Origin of the sequence: Streptomyces sp. NPDC096152 (assembly GCF_044763235.1) — a bacterium.
GTDB lineage: Bacteria > Actinomycetota > Actinomycetes > Streptomycetales > Streptomycetaceae > Streptomyces.
The window spans coordinates 132,444-150,581 of the sequence record NZ_JBIWFW010000004.1; the positions used below are offsets into that span (position 1 = coordinate 132,444).

The following is an 18,138-nucleotide window of genomic DNA, read 5'->3' on the forward strand; positions in this document are numbered from 1 at the left end:
CGGGGCGTCAGCCGCCGTACGCGATGCGGTGGCACAGCGCGGGAATCTCCCCGGAGGCGAGCCTCGGCATGACCTCCGGCAGTTCCTCGAAGGCGCTCTCCCCCGTGACGAGCGCGTCCAGGGCCGGATCGGCGAGCAGGTCGAGGGCGAGGGCGAGCCGGTCGGCATAGCCGCGGCTGGAGCGGCGGGCCGGGGAGACGGTGCCGACCTGACTGCTGCGGATGGTCAGCCGGCGGGAGTGGAAGGCCTCGCCGAGCGGGAGCGCGACGCGCCGGTCGCCGTACCAGCTCAGTTCGAGGACCGTGCCCTCGGCGGTGAGCAGTTCCAGGGAGCGGGCGAGGCCCTGTTCGGTGGCGCTGGCGTGCACGACGAGGTCGCAGTCGCCGAGGGCGTCCTGGGGTGCGGCGAAGCCGACCCCGAGAGCCTCGGCGATCTTCGCGCGGCCGGGGTCGGCGTCCACCAGCTCGACGCGCGCGCCGGGGAACCGGGCCAGCAGGGCGGCCACCGAGCAGCCGACCATGCCGCCGCCGACCACGGCGATACGGTCACCGACCAGCGGCGCCGCGTCCCACAGGGCGTTCACCGCGGTCTCGACGGTGCCGGCGAGGACGGCCCGCTCGGCGGGCACGGCCTCGGGCACCGGCGTCACGGCGCTCGCGGGGACGACGTAGCGGGTCTGGTGCGGATAGAGGCAGAAGACGGTACGGCCGGCCAGCTCCGCCGGGCCCTCCTCGACCACGCCCAGATTGAGGTAGCCGTACTTCACCGGCCCCGGGAAGTCGCCCTCCTGGAAGGGCGCCCGCATCACGCCGTGCTGACTGGCCGGCACCCCGCCCCGGAACACCAGCGTCTCCGTGCCGCGGCTCACTCCGGAGAACAGCGTGCGCACCACCACCTCGTCCTCGGCGGGGTCGGGAAGCCGCAGGTCACGTATCTCGCCGTGGCCCGGCGAGCGGAGCCAGAAGGCGCGGGCGGAACGGTTCATCGTCGTCCTCCTGAACGATCGGGAAGTTGTTCACGTACGGAGATGTGCACAGGCCGCGGACAAGGTACGCGGCGTTGATCGACTCTGTCACTCGGCCGGAGGGTGTGCGGTGGCCCTGAACAACACTTACGACGCGAGGCTGGTCCAGCAGGAGACCGCTGTGGGAGCGGGCGTGCAGATCCTGTTGCTGGCCCTGCTCGGCACGGCGATCGGGATGGGACCGGCCGGCTGGCTGACCGGTCTGGTCTTCGCGATCGCCACCTGGGCGGTGCTCTCCCGGGCGCTGCACCGGTCGCGGCTGCGCTCCTTCGGCGCGGCCAACCGGGTCACCCTGGGCCGGGCCACTCTCGTCGGCGGTGTGACGGCGCTGGTCGCGGACTCCTTCGAGAGCTCACCGCCGGTGTCGCTGCTGGTCGGCCTGACCGCGGTGGCCCTGATACTCGACGGCGTCGACGGCAAGGTGGCCCGCCGCACCGGCACCACGAGCGCACTGGGCGCCCGCTTCGACATGGAGGTTGACGCGTTCCTGATCCTGGTGCTCAGCGTCTACGTCTCGATGAGCCTCGGCCCGTGGGTGCTGCTGATCGGCGCCATGCGCTACGCCTTCGTCGCCGCCGCCCGTCTCCTGCCCTGGCTGAACGCCCCCCTTCCCCCGAGCACCGCCCGCAAGACGGTGGCCGCCCTCCAGGGCATCCTCCTGCTCGTGGCCGGCGCGGACCTCCTGCCCACGGCGGCGAACTTCGCCGTGGCGCTGCTGTCCCTGACCCTGCTGGTGTGGTCCTTCGGGCGGGACGTGCTGTGGCTGCGGCGGTCGTCACGGCTGCGGGTGGTGGGCACGGCGTCCGCCGAGGACGACGGGATGGACGAGGTACTGGAGCCGTCCGCGGAGGAGATCCTGGTGGAGACGGCACGGGCGGCGTGACGCGACTACGCTCTGCGCCGGTTGGAGAGCCCGGATCGTGCGGGACATGATCCGGCACCGAGGACCGCTGAGCATGAGGAACCGGACCCGAACCGGCCGTCTACCCGACGCCGGCCGCGTCGAGCAGGCGCACCACCTCCTTGCGCCCGTACCCCAGCAGGGACGCCCGGTGAGCGGCCATCAGCAGCAGGTGTCCCAGGATCTCGGCCCCATAGCCGTTCTTGTCGTCGCCGAGCCACTCCTGCGGTTTCTCGATGCCCATGCCGTTCATCACCAGGCCGTGGTCGCGGCGGATCTCCGCGACCGTACCCGTGACCGCGTCCAGAAGGGTCTTCCCCGGGCGCTCGCACTCCAGGGCGAAGCAGCCCCAGTCGGCCGGTACACAGCCTGCGGGCGGATGCGCCCGCAGGGCCGCATGGCGCTCGTCCCCGAAGCCGGCGCCACCGAACTCCTCGTGCACCAAGGAGAACCGGTGGAATCCGGATGGAAGGGGAGGCGGCGGAGGCGTGTACTCCCACCCCGCGTCCTCGTGCAGCCGCCGCTTGACTTCTTCCTCGTCGGCGAGCGTCACGGTGAAGCCCGTCTCCTCGTTCCGACCGGTGGTCGTGCCGTCGGGGTTGTGGCGGAACGACAGTCCCATGCGCGTCTCCTTCGATCCCGTGAGCGGGAACATCCCGTCACACCGTCGAACGAGTCGCCCCCGCCGCGTGTGCCCCGGTCGGGAGACATCACCTGATCGCGTGACGCCGCACGAACCCCGATGACCGGCGCCTACACGAAGACCCAGTTGCGTCCGACCTGGGCGAGTTTCACGAATCGCCCCTTCCCCGTCACCCATGGATGCGGGGTGCGCAGCCGCGTCAGATCGTCCATGGAGACGACCACGGCGTCGAGCTGTTGCGCCACGCTGAGAACGGCCTGGGGCGAGGAGGACGGAACGGTCACGACCAGTCCCTCCTCGATCGCCTTGTCCAGCACGAATTGCTCGTCGTACTCGACGGCGTCGACCAGGTCGGTACCGATGACGGTCACCACATGCCGGTCTCGGAAGCGGCGCCTGATCTCCGCCAGTGCCGAACCGAGCAACCGCATGCTCGGCGGACGTGGCGAAGCGGGAGTGCGCCCGGCGGTCATGATGCCGCGGCCGTCGACCACCAGAACCGGGGTGTCACTGCCTCGGCTCTCTTCCCGTTCGCTCTCCGCACGGGGCGGCGGCGTCTCCGCGTGAGGTGCGGAAATCGCGGCAGCCGGTGGCACCGCCGGCTCCTCGATGCGCCGCAGCAGCCGCTCCAATTCCCTGTCCAGTCCCTGTGCGATGGGGGTGCCGTCCGGCCCGAAGCAGTCCAGTTCCTCGTCGAGGATGACCGTGCCCGCGTGACGGGATTTGGCATGGATCTTGAGGATGCCACTGCGGTCGTAGTGGTAATCGACGTCGAACACGTTGCTCGACGGCTCGGCGTTCGGCTGGGGAACCGGCAGTTCAAGTCGGGCCAGCGGAAACGTGCGTTCGTCATCCGCGGCGCGTTGCCCGTCCCCCTCGACGATCTCCAGGATCACCTTCGAGGCTCCGCGGACAGAGGGCATGGCGCTGCGGGTGCCTCGTGCGGGCAGGGTCGAGTACCTGGGGATCAGCGTGGCGAAGCCGCGCCGCCCGCCCGCTTCGAAGGACAGACCGAGGTCGTGGCTCGTGGCGACCGAGATCGTCGTCTCCGGGATGAGACCGTCGATCTCGGCCGCCGTGATGGCGGCTCCTCTGGCGACCGCCGTCATCGGCTTGCACAGCCGGGGATCGACCACGTCTCTACCCAGCGCGCGTTCGACTTCGCGCCGCACGAGTGGGATCTGCGACGTGCCGCCGATCATCAGCACGGCGTCGAGGTCGTGTGCGGTGAGGCCCACGTCCTGCAGGCACTCCTCCAGTGGGATCAGGGCGCGGCGCACCAGAGGCTGCACGGCGTCCTCGAACTCGTCCCGCCGAAGCACCACCGGTTCGAATCCGCCCAGCGGCTCGAAGAGCACTTGGTCCGTCCCTGGCTGGGACAGCAGGATCTTCGTCAGTTCGACGTGCCGTCTCCAGCGGCGGGCTTCCTGCCGGATCAGTCTGCCCGAATGGCTGTCCAGCTTGGACAGGACCAGCCTCACGAGCTCCTCGTCGAACTCCAGGCCGCCGAGTGCGGTGATGCCGCGCGACGCCATCTCGTCGAAAATGCCGTCGTAATGCTCGAGCACGGTGACGTCGATCGTGCCGCCACCCCAGTCGAAGACCAGGAACCCATCAACGGATGCCTCGCCGAAACCGGCCTCACCATGACGACACCACGCCAACAAAGTCAGTAACGGCCGTCATGCGGCCACCGATTCCCTCGCCACCCCGCCCACCAGCTCCCGCAGCTTCTCCCGCGTCTCCCGGTCCGTCGAGTACACCATCGTGCCGATCATGCCGCGGGTCAGCAGCACCTTGTAGGTGTTGCGGATGAGGCGGTCGACGTCGGCGTCGGGGGTCGACTTCTTGAAGACCGGGTCCTTGGACTGCGTACGGTCCGTGATCCAGCGGTCGTCGCGCCAGACCAGGTCGGGTCCGATGATCACGCCGGACCAGTCGTACTCGAAGCCCTGGGCGGTGTAGACGCAGCCGACCTGGCCGAAGCCGGCCGGGTCCGTGGCCCACAGCGCGGAGGGCGGCGCGCCGGAGATCGCTCGGTCGCCGCGGAGGTTCCAGGGGCGTGCCCAGTCACCGATGACCACGTCGGCCGGGAGCGGATCCCCGGGCTTCGGCTCCGGGGACCAGCGCCAGCAGTAACCCGCGGACATACGGGCGCCGTAGCCCTGGGACCTGCGGGCTTCGAGGAACGCCTCCAGCTCCTGGGGGCTGTCGGCGACCAGCAGTTGCATGCGGTCGTCGGGTTCCCAGAGCACCGGGCCACCGGGCTGGAGACCCAGGAGACGTACCACCCAGCGCAGGTACGCGTCGCTGCCGCCGCAGCGGAACTGGCTCTCCAGGGGTACGACGCGGCACTCCACGCCCTGGGCTCCCGCGGCAGCCTTGATGTCCTCCACCGTGCCCATCTCGCCGGGGCGCACGACCTGGTGCTCGTCGAGGAGGAAGACGGGGACGCGGGCGACGTCGATGAGTTCGTCGATCTGCCGCCTGCCGGTGCGCTGGGCCGCCGGGGTGTAGCGGTTGGCGGAGGTCTCGCGGATGCGATGGGCCTCGTCGCAGATCAGGACGTCGAGGGAGTTCTGCTCGGCGGTCATGAAGCTGTTGAAGTACTTGAAGAGATCCTGCACCTCGCGCTTGCGGGTGCCGGCGACCTTCCGCATCGTCTTGGTGAACGACTGGGAGCCGGTGGCGTGCAGCGCCGGTATCCCCTGCCGGTACAGCTCCCCGAGCAGGGAGAGCGCGATGACGCTCTTGCCGGTGCCGGGGCCGCCGGTGACGACCACGACCTCCTTGTGGTTGGACCGCTTGGCCTTGCGCACCGCGTTGAGCACCATGCGGTACGCGACCTGCTGCTCGTCCAGGAGCACGAACTGCTCCCGCTCGCGCACCTCCTGGGCCGCGACGGACATCAACTGCTTCGACGGAACGGTCCTGCCCGCCTGGAGTTCGTCGGCCGCACGGGCGCCGGGTACCTTGTCGCTGAGCCTGGCCCGGAGGTGGTCGATGAACTCGCCGCGCCGCTCGCCGGTGAACATCTGCCCGCGGTTGTCCAGTTCGACCGCTCGTAGACCGCCCACGCCGAACTCCGTGGCGTTGTGCAGGTACGCCACACCGCTGACCCGGTCCGGGTGCTCGGCCACCGCGCCGTTGAAGTTGACGAGGTACTCGCAGTAGCGACGCACCTGTTCGATCGGATTGAGGATCGGGTGCGCGTAGGCGTCGATCCGGCACAGCGCCGGGTCGTCCTCGTCCGGCTCGGCCTGGCTCCACTGCTTCAGCTCGACGACGACGTACGACGGCTCGCCCGTGGCGGGATGCACTCCGGCGAGGACGGCGTCGGCCCGCTTGCTGTTCAGCGGGAGCGCGTACTCCAGCATCACCTCGACCTCGCCGAGGCCCGCGTCGTTGAGCGCGGCGGCCAGGGCGGGGATGCTCCGCTCCCACGAGCGGGCTTCGGCGGCATTGGGCCGGTGGCCGTGCATACGGACGAACTGCTCGGTGAGGTGGAGGTAGAGCGACGTGTCGAGTGCCCTCGCGGCGATCGTTTTCGCGGACTCGCGGAACAGCAAGGACTTCCCCCAGGCAGCACGAAATGACTCGTGCGGGTGGGGGCATGTCCTTCGAGACTCCACCGTGGTGGAGCGGAAGCCCGTCGGGCCGCAATGACGACGGGTCAGAGACTACCTGGCGGCACCGACAATGGCGCCAGGGGCTGCGGTGACCCCGGCACAGGCACACATTCCGGCCGGACCCCGCGCCCGCCTGGTCACCTGGACAGCAGGCGCGCCAGTCACCCGCCCCCGGGACAGAGGTCCCGGCCGCTGGGCCCATTCGGCGGCGCCGCTCAGGGACCGTTCGACCCTATCCGCACCCCGTACCACCCCGGCGATCATGGGGCGGCGGCCGGAAGGGGCCGGGTCCGGTTTCTCAACCTGTGCGCTTCCAGGCTCGTCGATGCATCGACAAATCGATGAACCGAGCAGATGGGGAGGGCACCGTCCGGTGGACGAGGTGCGGATACAGCAGGGTCCGGCAGGGCGGCCGGAAGACCCGGAGGACAAGGCCGAGACCAAGGCCGAGACCAAGGTCGAGACCGAGGTCGAGGTCGCGTCCGGCGAGGCGGGCGGCCAGGTGGAGCGCAGGGCCGTGCGGCCCGCGTGGGTGGAGTGGCTGACCACCACCGATCACAAGCGGATCGGGACGCTCTATCTCGTCTCCGCCTTCGTGTTCTTCATAGTCGGCGGTGTGATGGCGCTGCTGATGCGGGCCGAGCTCGCCCGGCCCGGACTGCAGATCATGTCGAACGAGCAGTTCAACCAGGCGTTCACGATGCACGGCTCGATCATGCTGCTGATGTTCGCGATGCCACTGTTCACCGGCTTCGCGAACTGGATCATGCCCTTGCAGATCGGCGCCCCCGACGTCGCCTTCCCGCGGCTGAACATGCTGGCGTACTGGCTCTTCCTGTTCGGCTCCTCGATCGCCGCGTTCGGTTTCCTCACCCCGGGCGGGGCCGCCGACTTCGGCTGGTTCCTGTACGCGCCGCTGTCGGACGCGGTCCACTCGCCGGGGCTCGGCGCCGACCTGTGGATCATGGGTGTGGCCCTGTCCGGCTTCGGCAGCATTCTCGGCGCGGTCAACTTCATCACCACGATCGTCTGCATGCGCGCACCCGGCATGACCATGTTCCGCATGCCGATCTTCACCTGGAACGTGCTGCTGACCGCGGTCCTCGTCCTGATCGTGTTCCCCGTGCTGGCGGCGGCGCTGTTCGCCCTGGAGTGCGACCGCAAGTTCGGCGCCCACGTCTTCGACGCCGCCAACGGCGGGGCGCTGCTGTGGCAGCACCTGTTCTGGTTCTTCGGCCATCCAGAGGTGTACATCCTGGCCCTGCCGTTCTTCGGGATCGTCTCCGAGGTCATCCCGGTCTTCTCCCGCAAGCCGATGTTCGGCTACATGGGGCTGATCGGCGCGACCATCGCCATCGCGGGTCTGTCGGTGACGGTGTGGGCGCACCACATGTACGTCACCGGTGGCGTCCTGCTGCCGTTCTTCTCCTTCATGACGTTCCTGATCGCGGTGCCGACCGGGGTGAAGTTCTTCAACTGGATCGGCACCATGTGGAAGGGCAGCCTGTCCTTCGAGACCCCGATGCTGTGGACGACGGGCTTCCTCATCACCTTCCTCTTCGGCGGCCTGACCGGCGTGATCCTCGCGTCCCCGCCGATGGACTTCCACCTCTCCGACTCCTACTTCGTGGTGGCGCACTTCCACTACACGGTGTTCGGCACGGTCGTGTACGCGATGTTCGCCGGGTTCCACTTCTGGTGGCCGAAGATGACCGGCAAGATGCTCGACGAGCGTCTCGGCAAGATCACCTTCTGGACGCTCACCGTCGGCTTCCACCTGACCTTCCTCGTCCAGCACTGGCTGGGCGTCGAGGGCATGCCCCGCCGGTACGCCGACTATCTCGCCGCCGACGGCTTCACCGCCCTCAACACCCTGTCCACGATCGGCGCGTTCCTGCTGGGCCTGTCGATCCTGCCGTTCTTCTACAACGTCTGGAAGACGGCCAAGTACGGCAAGAGGATCGAGGTCGACGACCCCTGGGGCTACGGCCGTTCGCTGGAATGGGCCACCTCCTGCCCGCCGCCCCGGCACAACTTCCTCTCCCTGCCCCGAATCCGCAGCGAGTCCCCGGCCTTCGACCTGCATCACCCGGAGATCGCCGGAGCGACCGGAGTCACGCAGGCCCCCGGTCTGGAAGCGGCGGCGGGGTAGACGTGTCGCACGCCGTCGCCGCGCTGGGAGCCGCGGCACTGAACGCCGCCGGGTGCGTCTGGTACCTGCCCGCACTCGCCGACCTGCGGGCCGGCGCCGACCGTCCCGACTCCCGGCGCAGCGCCGCGGCGGCCTGTGTGACGGGCTGGGCCGGCGTCGGCGCCCTCGCCGTGCTGCTGCTCGTCGCCGAGGGGTGGTGGGCGCCGGGCGTCGTGGCCCTCGTCGGGGCCACCGCCACCACCGCCCTCCACCTGCGGGCCGCCGTGCAGCGCAGGCGTGAGGCGCGGGAGACCGCGCACCACTGGGCGCGGCTCGGACACGTCCCCGCCCCGGCCGGCGCGGGCCGTTCCCGGTACGTCGTCGCCGCCGTCGTGGGCGGTGGGGTCGCCGCCACCGCGGTCGTCGCGGGACTGCGCGTCGTGGCCGGCCCTGACGGGGGCGTGGGTGGGGTGGCGGACCTCGCTCCGGCCACCCTTCTGGGGGTGCTTCTCCCCTTGTCCCTCGCCCTGTTCCTCACCCTCTTCCTCGCCCTCGCGGCCCTGTACGGCGCACGGGCACCGCGCCGTACCACGCCACCGGCGAACGGCCGCCGACATCCCACGCGTTAGGGGCCGGGTGCATCAGGGGCCCGGGCAGATCCCGGCCGATCCACGTCCGGCGTACGGTCGTTCGGTCATACGCAGCCGATCCCCGAACGACCGACCGAACGACCACACCCTCGCCCGAGACCGGACAGCCGGACGGACAGGGCCGGCCCCTCAGGCCGCGTCCCGCGCCCGCCTCCCGTGCGCCCGCGCGATCGCCGCGTACCGGTGGCCGCTGCCCTTGATGGTGCGGGCCCGGGTGCGGTAGTCGACGTGGACGAGCCCGAACCGCTTGTCGTAGCCGTACGCCCACTCGAAGTTGTCCAGCAGCGACCAGGCGAAGTACCCGGCCAGCGGTGCGCCCTTGCGAGCCGCGGAGGCGCAGGCGGCCAGGTGCCGTACCAGGTAGTCCTGGCGGTCGGCGTCGTCGATCGTGCCGTCGGGGCGTACGACGTCCGGGAAGGCGGAGCCGTTCTCGGTGACGTGGATCCTGCGGGCGCCGTACTCGTGGGTCAGGCGCAGCAGCAGGGTCTCGATGCCGCTCGCGTCGATCTCCCAGTCCATGCCGGTGCGCGGCACGCCCGGGCGGCGTACGCCGCGGGCCCGGGGGGCGGGTCCGGAGGGGTCGTCGGCGACGGTGGCCGGGAAGTAGTAGTTCAGGCCCAGCCAGTCCAGCGGGGCCGCGATCGTCTCCAAGTCGGCCGGTCGCTCGGGGAGTTCGACGCCGTACACCTCCCGCATGTCGGCGGGGAAGCCGCGGCCGTGCACCGGGTCCAGCCACCAGCGGTTGATGTGGCCGTCGTGGCGGCGGGCGGCCGCCACGTCCTCGGGGCGGTCGGTGGCGGCGAAGACGGTGGAGAGGTTGTTGACGATCCCGATCTCGGCGCCGGGCGCGGCGGCGCGGACGGCCTGGGTGGCGAGGCCGTGGCCGAGGAGCAGGTGGTAGGAGGCGCGGACGGCGGCGGTCAGATCGGTGAGGCCCGGGGCCATCTTGCCCTCCAGGTGGCCGATCCAGGCCGAGCAGGAGGGTTCGTTGAGGGTGGCCCAGTGGGAGACGCGGTCGCCGAGGCGTTCGGCGACGGCCGAGGCGTACGCGGCGAAGTGCTCGGCGGTCGCCCGCTCGGGCCAGCCGCCCCGGTCCTGGAGCGCCTGCGGGAGGTCCCAGTGGTAGAGGGTGACGGACGGGGTGATGCCCGCCTCCAGCAGGCCGTCGACCAAGGCGTCGTAGAAGGCGAGGCCCTTGGGGTTGACCGGGCCGTCGCCGCCCGGCATGACGCGAGGCCAGGCGATCGACAACCGGTAGGCGTTCGTGCCCAGTTGCCGCATCAGGTCGATGTCCTCGCGCCAGCGGTGGTAGTGGTCGCAGGCGACGTCGCCGTGGTCGTTGTTGTCGATCTTTCCGGGGGTGTGGGAGAAGGTGTCCCAGATCGACGGTGTGCGGCCGTCCTCGGCGACGGCGCCCTCGATCTGGTACGCCGATGTGGCCGTGCCCCAGAGGAAGTCGTGCGGGAGCGCGGCGAGGTCGATGGCGTCGGACACGGAAGTCCTCTCAAAATGGCGGGTGTTGTTCACTTCACCGCTCCGGCGGTGAGTCCGGCGACGAGATAGCGCTGCAGCAGCAGGAAGCCGGCGACCACGGGCACGCTGACGACGAGCGAGGCGGCCATGATCTGGTTCCAGTACACGTCGTTCTGCGTGGAGTAGCCCTGCAGGCCGACGGCGAGGGTGCGGGTGGTGTCGTTGGTCATGACGGAGGCGAAGAGCACCTCGCCCCAGGCGGTCATGAAGGCGTAGACGGCGACGGCGACGATGCCGGGGATCGCGGCGGGCACCACCACCCGGAACAGTGCGCCCAGCGGGCCGCAGCCGTCCACCAGTGCCGCCTCGTCCAGGTCGCGCGGCACCGAGTCGAAGTACCCGATCAGCATCCAGATCGAGAACGGCAGCGAGAAGGTGAGGTACGTCAGGATGAGCCCGCCGCGCGAGCCGAACAGCGCGATGCCGGTGGCGTTGCCGATGTTGACGTAGAGCAGGAACAGCGGCAGCAGGAAGAGGATGCCGGGGAACATCTGCGTGGACAGGACGGTGACCGTGAACACGCGCTTGCCGTGGAAGGCGTAGCGGCTGACGGCGTAGGCGGAGAAGACCGCGATGACCACCGAGCAGACGGCCGCCGCGCCCGCGACGATCAGCGAGTTGGCGAAGTACCGCGCCAACGGGACCGTGGACCAGATGTCGATGTACGGGCGGATCGTCAACCCGCTCGGCAGCCAGCGGAACTTGCCCGTGACGTCCGGCAGCGGCTTCAGCGAGCTGGAGACCATGACGTACACCGGCACCAGGACGAAACCGGTGAGCAGGGTGAGGAGGACGCGCCGGGTCCAGAGGAAGGAGCGCGGGGGTGCCATCGGTGAGCGGGGCGGCGCCGTGCGTGAGGGCGAGGCCGCCTGCGCGGTGCCCGGCAGGCGGGGTGCCCGCGAGGTGCTAGACATCGGCCGTCTTCCTTCCCCGGGAGGTCAGCAGCAGGTAGCCGCCCGTCACGACGAGCAGGAAGAGCAGCAGCAGGACGGACATGGCGGAGCCGGTGCCGAAGTTCCAGGTGACGAAGGAGGCCTGGTAGATGTGGACCGAGATGAGGTCCGCGGCCTGCGGGGCGGCCCTGCCGAACAGCACGTACGGCGTGTTGAAGTCGTTGAACGTCCACAGGAACAGCACCAGGACCAGCACCTGGTTGACGGGCCGCAGCGACGGCAGGGTGATGTGGCGGATCTGCCGCCACAGTCCGGCGCCGTCCAGCGCGGCGGCCTCGTAGAGCTCCGTGGGGATGTTCTGCAGGCCGGCCATGACGATGAGGAAGGCGAACGGCCAGCCCTTCCACACCGACACGGTCAGCAGGGCGACGAAGCTGTTGTCGCCGATGAGCCAGAAGGACGGCTTGCCCGTGAGGTGCAGCTGGTCGTGCAGGACGTGGTTCACCAGTCCGTTGTCGTGCTGGAACATGAACACCCAGGTGATCACGGCCGCGTAGACGGGCAGCGCGTACGGCACCAGGAACAGCGCGCGCAGCAGGCCCCGGCCGCGGAAGGTGTCCTGCATGCAGATCGCGGCGGCCGTGCCGATCAGCCAGCACAGGCCGACCGACAGCAGGGTGAAGCCGACGGTGACGAGGAAGGAGTGCAGCAGCGCCTGGCCGACGGGGGCGTCGAAGTCCACCGAGACGCGGTAGTTGCCGAGGCCGGACCAGGGGGCGGAGCCCCAGTCGCGGATGTAGAACTGGGTGAGTTCCTTGAAGCTCATCACGATGCCGATCACCATCGGCAGCAGATGAACCAGGAGTTCGAGGAGCAGCGCGGGCAGGAGCAGCAGGTACGGCAGCGCGGCGCGGTGGATCCGCCCGGTGCGGCGTGGGCCGCGGGCCGCACCGGGGGAGCTCTCGCGCACGGCCGACGCGCCTGCCCCGGTGGGGGCGGAGGTCGTCATGACGGTGTCCGTACTCACTGCGCGGGCATCTGCTGCTGGGCCTTCTCGAGCTTGGCCTTCACCGACTCGGTGGTCACCGCGCGCCCGGCGGCGGCGTCGGCGAACAGCTCCTTGACGGCCGTACCGACCGTCGTCTCGAACTGGGACTCGTCGGCGACCTGCGGCAGCGCGGCGGCGCTGGTGGCCAGGGTGTTCTTCAGGACGGCGTTGGCCGGGGTGGTGAACGCGGGGTCCGACTGGGCGTTCCTGACCGGCGGGATGGAGCTGTAGGCCTTGTTGAGGATCTTCTGCTCGGCGTCGCTGGTCATGAACTTCACGAACTTCGTGGCGCCGTCGAGGTTGTGGGTGTTCTTGAAGACGGCCATGTTGATCCCGGCGACCATGGAGTTGACCTGGGTGCCGGTGCCGGGAGTGCCGGAGCGCACGGGCACCGGGGCGATGCCGTAGGCGTCCTCGCTCATGCCCTGCGACTTCAGGTTGGCGGAGGCCGACTGCCACAGCAGCATCGCCGTCCTGCCCTTGGCGAAGTCGCTCACCGACTGGTTCTGCGCGTACTCGGCGTTGCCCTGCGGGACGACCTTGTCCTTGGCCATCAGGTCGACGTAACTCTTGACCGCGGCGACGGCGTCGGGGTTGGTGAAGTCCGGTCTGCCGTCGGGGGTGAAGAAGTCGGCGCCGTGCTGCTTGGCGAAGACGAAGACGTGGTGGATGTTCTCCGAGACGTTCGAGCCCTCCGCGCCGAGGACCTGCTTGCCCTTCGCCCGGATCTTCCTGCCGTCGGCGACCAGCTCGTCCCAGGTGGCCGGGGGCTTGGCTATGCCGGCGTCGGCGAAGATCCGCTTGTTGTAGTAGAGCGCGTACGCCATCGAGTACAGCGGCACCGCGGCCGGGTCCTTGCCCTGGGCGCCGGTCGAGCCGAGCGCGGAGTCGACGAAGCGGTCCTTCCCGCCGATCCGGTCGAAGTTCTTCCCGTCCCACGGCAGCAGCGCGCCCGTGGACTGCAGGGAGGCGCTCCAGGTGTTGCCGATGTTGAGGACGTCGGGGCCCTGGCCCGAGGTGGTCGCGGTGAGGATCCGGTTCAGCAGGTCCGACCAGGGGACGACCTCCAGTTTCACCTTGATGCCCGTCCGCTTCTCGAACTTGTCGAGCTCCGGCCGCAGGACCTTCTTGTCGATCTCGATGCCGGCGCCCTGGTTGGACGCCCAGTAGGTGAGCGTCTTCGGCGAGTCGCCGGAGCCGCCGCCCGTGGGCGAACCGCCCCCGCAGGCCGAGGCGGCAAGGGCGAGAGACAGGGTGACGGCGCCTACGGCCGCGGCTCGGATGCTGCGCATGGCTCCTGGTGTCCCCTTCCGGGAGTCGAGAACGAGTCGAGAACGCCGAGGGAGATCCCTGGCACCGCCCCGTTCGGCTCCCGAAGTCCTCATGACTTAATTTAGAACGTGAGTTAAACCTCGTGGAGGGGGCTCGTCAAGGGATGCGGCAGAGGACGATTCGGGAGGTGGCGCGGGGCGCCGCGACGCGTTCGCCGGCATACGGCCGCGGGTGGCCGGGTGACCTGCGACGGGACGCCGGCGCACAGCCGCACGCCCCTTGGGCAACGGTTGGGTCTCGACATCCCCGAAGGCCGGTCCCCACCACGCGAACCCACCGGGGTATCAACGGCTGCCGGCTGACGGTCCATCATCGTGAGTTGAACGAATTTGTGGGCGCACCTCTTGACGCTTCGTTCACGCGGATGAAGCATTCAGCACCGAGAGAGCGCTCTCACACCCCACTTCGTTCACTTCCTGAACCAGGAGAGCCGCCCCATGCCCCCTGTCTCCCCGAACACCCCCGCCCGGCAGCCGCGCTCCGTCGGCCGCAGAACCGTCCTCGGCGCCGCCGCGGCGGCCGCTCCCGTCCTGGCCGGACTGGCCGCGACACCGGCCGCGGCCGCGACCCCCACCCCGCCCGCGGGCGGGGTGACCGGGCGGCCGCCCGCCTCGCGCGGGAAGCGGTGCGCCCTGCCCGGCGGCGGCGACCTCGGCCCCAACGTCCTGGTCTTCGACCCGTCCACGCCGGACATCCAGGCGAAGCTGGACGAGGTGTTCCAGGAGCAGGAGTCGGCCCAGTTCGGCACCGGCCGCTACGCGCTGCTGTTCAAGCCCGGCACGTATCACGGCCTCAACGCGCAGCTCGGTTTCTACACCTCCGTCGCCGGCCTCGGCCTGTCCCCCGACGACACGACCATCAACGGGGACGTGACGGTCGACGCGGGCTGGTTCAACGGCAACGCGACGCAGAACTTCTGGCGTTCGGCCGAGAACCTCGCCCTCGTCCCCGCGAACGGCACCAACCGCTGGGCGGTCGCGCAGGCGGCCCCCTTCCGCCGTATGCACGTGCGCGGCGGCCTCAACCTCGCTCCGTCCGGATACGGTTGGGCCAGCGGCGGCTACATCGCCGACAGCCGGATCGACGGCCAGATCGGCCCGTACTCCCAGCAGCAGTGGTACACCCGCGACAGCGTGATCGGCAGCTGGCTCAACGGCGTGTGGAACATGGTGTTCTCCGGCGTCGTGGGCGCCCCGGTGCAGAGCTTCCCCAGCCCGCCGTACACCACCCTCGACACGACCCCCGTCTCCCGCGAGAAGCCCTTCCTCTATCTCGACGGCAGCCGGTTCCGGGTCTTCCTCCCGGCGAAGCGGACGAACGCCCGCGGCGTCACCTGGGGCAACGGCACACCGCGGGGCACCTCGCTGCCGCTCACGCAGTTCTACGTCGCCAGGCCGGGCGTGACCGCCGCGACGCTCAACCAGGCCCTGGCCCAGGGACTTCACCTGCTGCTGACCCCCGGCATCTACCACTTGGACCGGCCGATCCAGGTGAACCGGCCCAACACCGTGGTCCTCGGCCTGGGTTACGCGACCCTCGTCCCGGACAACGGCGTCACGGCGATGAAGGTCGCCGACGTGGACGGCGTACGACTCGCCGGGTTCCTGATCGACGCGGGGTCCGTGAACTCCCCCACCCTGCTGGAGGTCGGCCCGCGAGGCGCGTCGAAGGACCACTCCGCCAACCCCACGACGGTGCAGGACGTGTTCGTGCGGATCGGCGGGGCGGGCGCCGGCCTGGCCACCACCAGCATGGTGATCAACAGCCGTCACACGATCGTCGACCACACCTGGATCTGGCGCGCCGACCACGGCACCGGCGTCGGCTGGGAGACGAACCGGGCCGACTACGGCCTGGTCGTCAACGGTGACGACGTCCTGGCGACGGGCCTGTTCGTCGAGCACTTCAACAAGTACGACGTCCAGTGGTACGGCCAGCGCGGCCGCACCCTCTTCTTCCAGAACGAGAAGGCGTACGACGCCCCGAACCAGGCGGCGATCCAGAACGGGCCCGTGAAGGGCTACGCGGCCTACAAGGTCGGCGACAACGTCACCGCCCACGAGGCCTGGGGCCTGGGCAGCTACTGCTACTACAACGTCGACCCCACCATCGTGCAGCACAACGGCTTCTCGGCGCCAAACCGTCCCGGCGTGCGCTTCCACGACGTGCTGGTGATCTCCCTGGGCGGCAACGGCCAGTACGAGCACGTCATCAACGAGACGGGGGCGGCCACCTCGGGGAGTTCGACCGTGCCGTCGACGGTGGTGTCGTATCCGTGACGGGGTGGCCGGCTCCACCGCCCCCGTGAGGACAGTGCGGCAATGATCGAGTGACCGCCGTTCCCTCCCGTGCTGCGGGGAGGGAACGGCGCGAGGGCTGCCGAGCCGCTGCCGGGTCCGTGGCGGTCGGCGCCGGATTCGGCACGGGGGCGCGGCCCGCCGGGTGGGTCGTGAAGGTTGCCCCAGCCCTGGGTGCGGCTGCGCAGCCGGGTCGCACAGCGCGTCGCGCAGCCGAAGAGCCCGGCCGGCGCACCGACGGCACCGATCATCGCCGTCCTCGCACGCACGGCCCCCCGTGGACCCCGCCCCGGCGCGCCGACAGGTCGCCCCGCACGCTGCCGCGAACTGCCTCGCCCGCCGCCCTGTTTGACGTAGGGGCGTCCACGGACCGGCTGTCCGAGGCTCGGCGGATGGGCTCGGTGAACGAATCCTCGCCGTGCCGCGCACCGAGGGATGGCCCCCGCCAGCAGAAGGGGCCGGGGGACCTCCGGGAAGCTGGGTGACTCCGTGGCTGTCGCAAGCCACCCCACCGTTCTTCTCACCGCGCATCGCGCTCACACGTCTGGCGGCACGTGAGGGGTCCGAAGTGGCCGCTGACACTTCTCTCTGCTTCTAATCGCATTAGCCCCGTTCGGGCTCGTTCTCGGCTTCCCCGCTGCCTCATCCCTGGGGTCGGCGGAACTTCGCATGGAGAGAGGTGTGCTCGATGAGCCCTCATATACATGGACAAGGCCCCGGTCCTTCTCCGCACTGGTCCGCCGGGTGGCGCGGTCGGCGGCGCCTGACGACACTGGCGACGGCGTGCACGGTGCTGTCCGGCATGATGCTGCTGCCCGCGACCGCCGTGCCGAATGCCGGCGGTACGGCGGGTCAGAAGCGGGATGTGCACCTCGTCTTCGATTACACCGGAAGAGTGGAGACCGTCAGGATTCCTGCCGGGGTGACCGTGACGGTCATCGCGGACGGGGCCGGTGGCGGTGCCTGCGACGCTTCTCGGGGTGGAAGGGGGGCGCAGGTGACCACCACGCTGCGGCCGACCACGAACCCGACCACGTACCGGGTCGAGGTGGGCGGAGCGGGTCGGACGGCGTGCGCGACGCCCAACGGCCGTGGCGGTGACGGCGGCTTCAACGGCGGCGGTGACGGCGGCAGGCGTCCCGCCGGTGGGTCGATCGACGCCGGAGCCGGTGGGGGCGGGGCTTCAAGTGTCGGTGTCACCGGAAGGCTCCTGGTCGTCGCAGGCGGCGGCGGGGGTGGCGGCGCCGCCTATCACCAGGGCGGTATCGCGGTGCGCGGCGGGGACGGCGGCAATGGCGGGCTGCCGAACGCGACGGCCGGCGGTGCAGGGCGCGCGGCCGGCAACGGCTCTCCGGGGCAAGGGGGAGGCGGCGGATCGACCACCGCGGCCCGCGGGGGTCCCGGTGGGGAGGCCGGCACGGGCTGTAACAGCACCGACGGAGGAACAGGGGGACGCTACGCGGGTGTCAACGTCGGCACCGGCGGCGTTGGAGGCTCGGTCCGCAGCCCCGCCGGCGGCTGCCCCAACGCTGCGGGACCTGGCGGAGGCGGCGGGGGCGGGGACTTCGCCGGCGGTGGCGGCGGGGCTGCGGGCATCCCGGTGGGCAGGACCGGTATCGCGGGTGGGGGCGGGGGCGGCGGGGGCAGCAGCTACGTCCGGTCGGGAACCGGGACGAGCTATGAGCTCTCGTCGACCGGGACGCAGGGCCACAACGGCCAGGTGATCATCGGCTGGTCGACCGGCTGACGTCTCCGGCCCGGGCCGCGCCTGGTGCCGCGGCCGGGGCGAGTGGCTGGGACAGTCGCCGGAGGGTCGTTCGTTCGGGGCGGACGGGCGTAGTAGTGGCGGCGGGCTCAATCGCCCGCCGCCCATCGCCCGCCGCCACCACTCCCGGGCAGCAGAGCCGGGGGCATCACCCAGTGGACAGGCTGCCCAGGCCGCAGCCGGGGCAGCGTCGCCGCCCGGTACGGACCGTGCCGGCCCCCGGGCGAACCCAGACGGAGCCGCCCGTGCCGCCCGATCCCCGAGCCGTCCGACAGTAGGGGCTACTCGGTCC

The 18,138-nt window shown here is 70.4% G+C and carries 13 protein-coding genes; 5 read left to right on the top strand and 8 right to left on the bottom strand.

Going from position 1 to position 18,138, the window contains the following annotated elements:
• Positions 1-7 precede the first annotated feature (7 nt).
• A complete protein-coding gene (locus ACIQ9G_RS15310) occupies positions 8-985 on the bottom strand; it encodes a zinc-binding alcohol dehydrogenase (RefSeq protein ID WP_403609005.1) in 978 nt (325 codons plus the stop codon).
• A gap of 109 nt (positions 986-1,094) precedes the next feature.
• On the opposite strand from ACIQ9G_RS15310, the gene ACIQ9G_RS15315 reads away from it, so the two are divergent.
• Complete coding sequence (locus tag ACIQ9G_RS15315; RefSeq protein WP_403609006.1) at positions 1,095-1,907, top strand: CDP-alcohol phosphatidyltransferase family protein; 813 nt, start codon at positions 1,095-1,097, stop codon at positions 1,905-1,907.
• Between the two features lie 100 nt (positions 1,908-2,007).
• Here ACIQ9G_RS15315 and ACIQ9G_RS15320 read toward each other — a convergent pair whose 3' ends face one another.
• The 3 genes from ACIQ9G_RS15320 to ACIQ9G_RS15330 all read right to left on the bottom strand — a co-directional run bounded on the left by ACIQ9G_RS15320 (position 2,008) and on the right by ACIQ9G_RS15330 (position 6,137).
• Complete coding sequence (locus ACIQ9G_RS15320) at positions 2,008-2,547, bottom strand: hypothetical protein (protein WP_403609008.1); 540 nt, start codon at positions 2,545-2,547, stop codon at positions 2,008-2,010.
• 131 nt (positions 2,548-2,678) lie between these two features.
• Entirely contained in the window at positions 2,679-4,235 is a 1,557-nt protein-coding gene (locus tag ACIQ9G_RS15325; protein WP_403609010.1) for an Hsp70 family protein, read from the bottom strand.
• 15 nt (positions 4,236-4,250) lie between these two features.
• Positions 4,251-6,137, bottom strand: coding sequence for a DNA/RNA helicase domain-containing protein (locus ACIQ9G_RS15330; RefSeq protein WP_403609012.1), 1,887 nt, complete (start codon positions 6,135-6,137; stop codon positions 4,251-4,253).
• 592 nt (positions 6,138-6,729) lie between these two features.
• Here ACIQ9G_RS15330 and ctaD point away from each other — a divergent pair.
• Together ctaD and ACIQ9G_RS15340 are read left to right on the top strand one after the other, a co-directional pair.
• Positions 6,730-8,349 carry a cytochrome c oxidase subunit I gene (ctaD, locus tag ACIQ9G_RS15335; protein WP_403610025.1) on the top strand — a complete coding sequence of 540 codons (1,620 nt, stop codon included), beginning with the start codon at positions 6,730-6,732 and terminating at the stop codon, positions 8,347-8,349.
• Positions 8,350-8,351: 2 nt separating this feature from the next.
• Complete coding sequence (locus ACIQ9G_RS15340; RefSeq protein ID WP_403609013.1) at positions 8,352-8,957, top strand: hypothetical protein; 606 nt, start codon at positions 8,352-8,354, stop codon at positions 8,955-8,957.
• Between the two features lie 150 nt (positions 8,958-9,107).
• Here ACIQ9G_RS15340 and ACIQ9G_RS15345 read toward each other — a convergent pair whose 3' ends face one another.
• The 4 genes from ACIQ9G_RS15345 to ACIQ9G_RS15360 form a co-directional block, all read right to left on the bottom strand.
• Positions 9,108-10,472: a GH1 family beta-glucosidase gene (locus tag ACIQ9G_RS15345; protein ID WP_403609015.1), complete on the bottom strand. Its 1,365-nt coding sequence runs from the start codon at positions 10,470-10,472 to the stop codon at positions 9,108-9,110.
• A 29-nt stretch (positions 10,473-10,501) separates the two neighbouring features.
• Positions 10,502-11,341 (bottom strand): carbohydrate ABC transporter permease, encoded by an 840-nt coding sequence (locus tag ACIQ9G_RS15350; RefSeq protein WP_403610027.1) that lies wholly within the window; start codon positions 11,339-11,341, stop codon positions 10,502-10,504.
• Between the two features lie 76 nt (positions 11,342-11,417).
• Positions 11,418-12,413 (bottom strand): carbohydrate ABC transporter permease, encoded by a 996-nt coding sequence (locus tag ACIQ9G_RS15355; RefSeq protein WP_403609016.1) that lies wholly within the window; start codon positions 12,411-12,413, stop codon positions 11,418-11,420.
• 14 nt (positions 12,414-12,427) lie between these two features.
• Complete coding sequence (locus ACIQ9G_RS15360) at positions 12,428-13,744, bottom strand: ABC transporter substrate-binding protein (RefSeq protein WP_403609018.1); 1,317 nt, start codon at positions 13,742-13,744, stop codon at positions 12,428-12,430.
• Between the two features lie 477 nt (positions 13,745-14,221).
• On the opposite strand from ACIQ9G_RS15360, the gene ACIQ9G_RS15365 reads away from it, so the two are divergent.
• The gene (locus ACIQ9G_RS15365; RefSeq protein WP_403609019.1) at positions 14,222-16,063 is read left to right on the top strand and encodes a coagulation factor 5/8 type domain-containing protein; all 1,842 of its coding nucleotides are present in this window, start codon (positions 14,222-14,224) and stop codon (positions 16,061-16,063) included.
• Between the two features lie 820 nt (positions 16,064-16,883).
• The gene (locus tag ACIQ9G_RS15370; RefSeq protein WP_403609020.1) at positions 16,884-17,828 is read left to right on the top strand and encodes a hypothetical protein; all 945 of its coding nucleotides are present in this window, start codon (positions 16,884-16,886) and stop codon (positions 17,826-17,828) included.
• Positions 17,829-18,138: the final 310 nt, after the last annotated feature.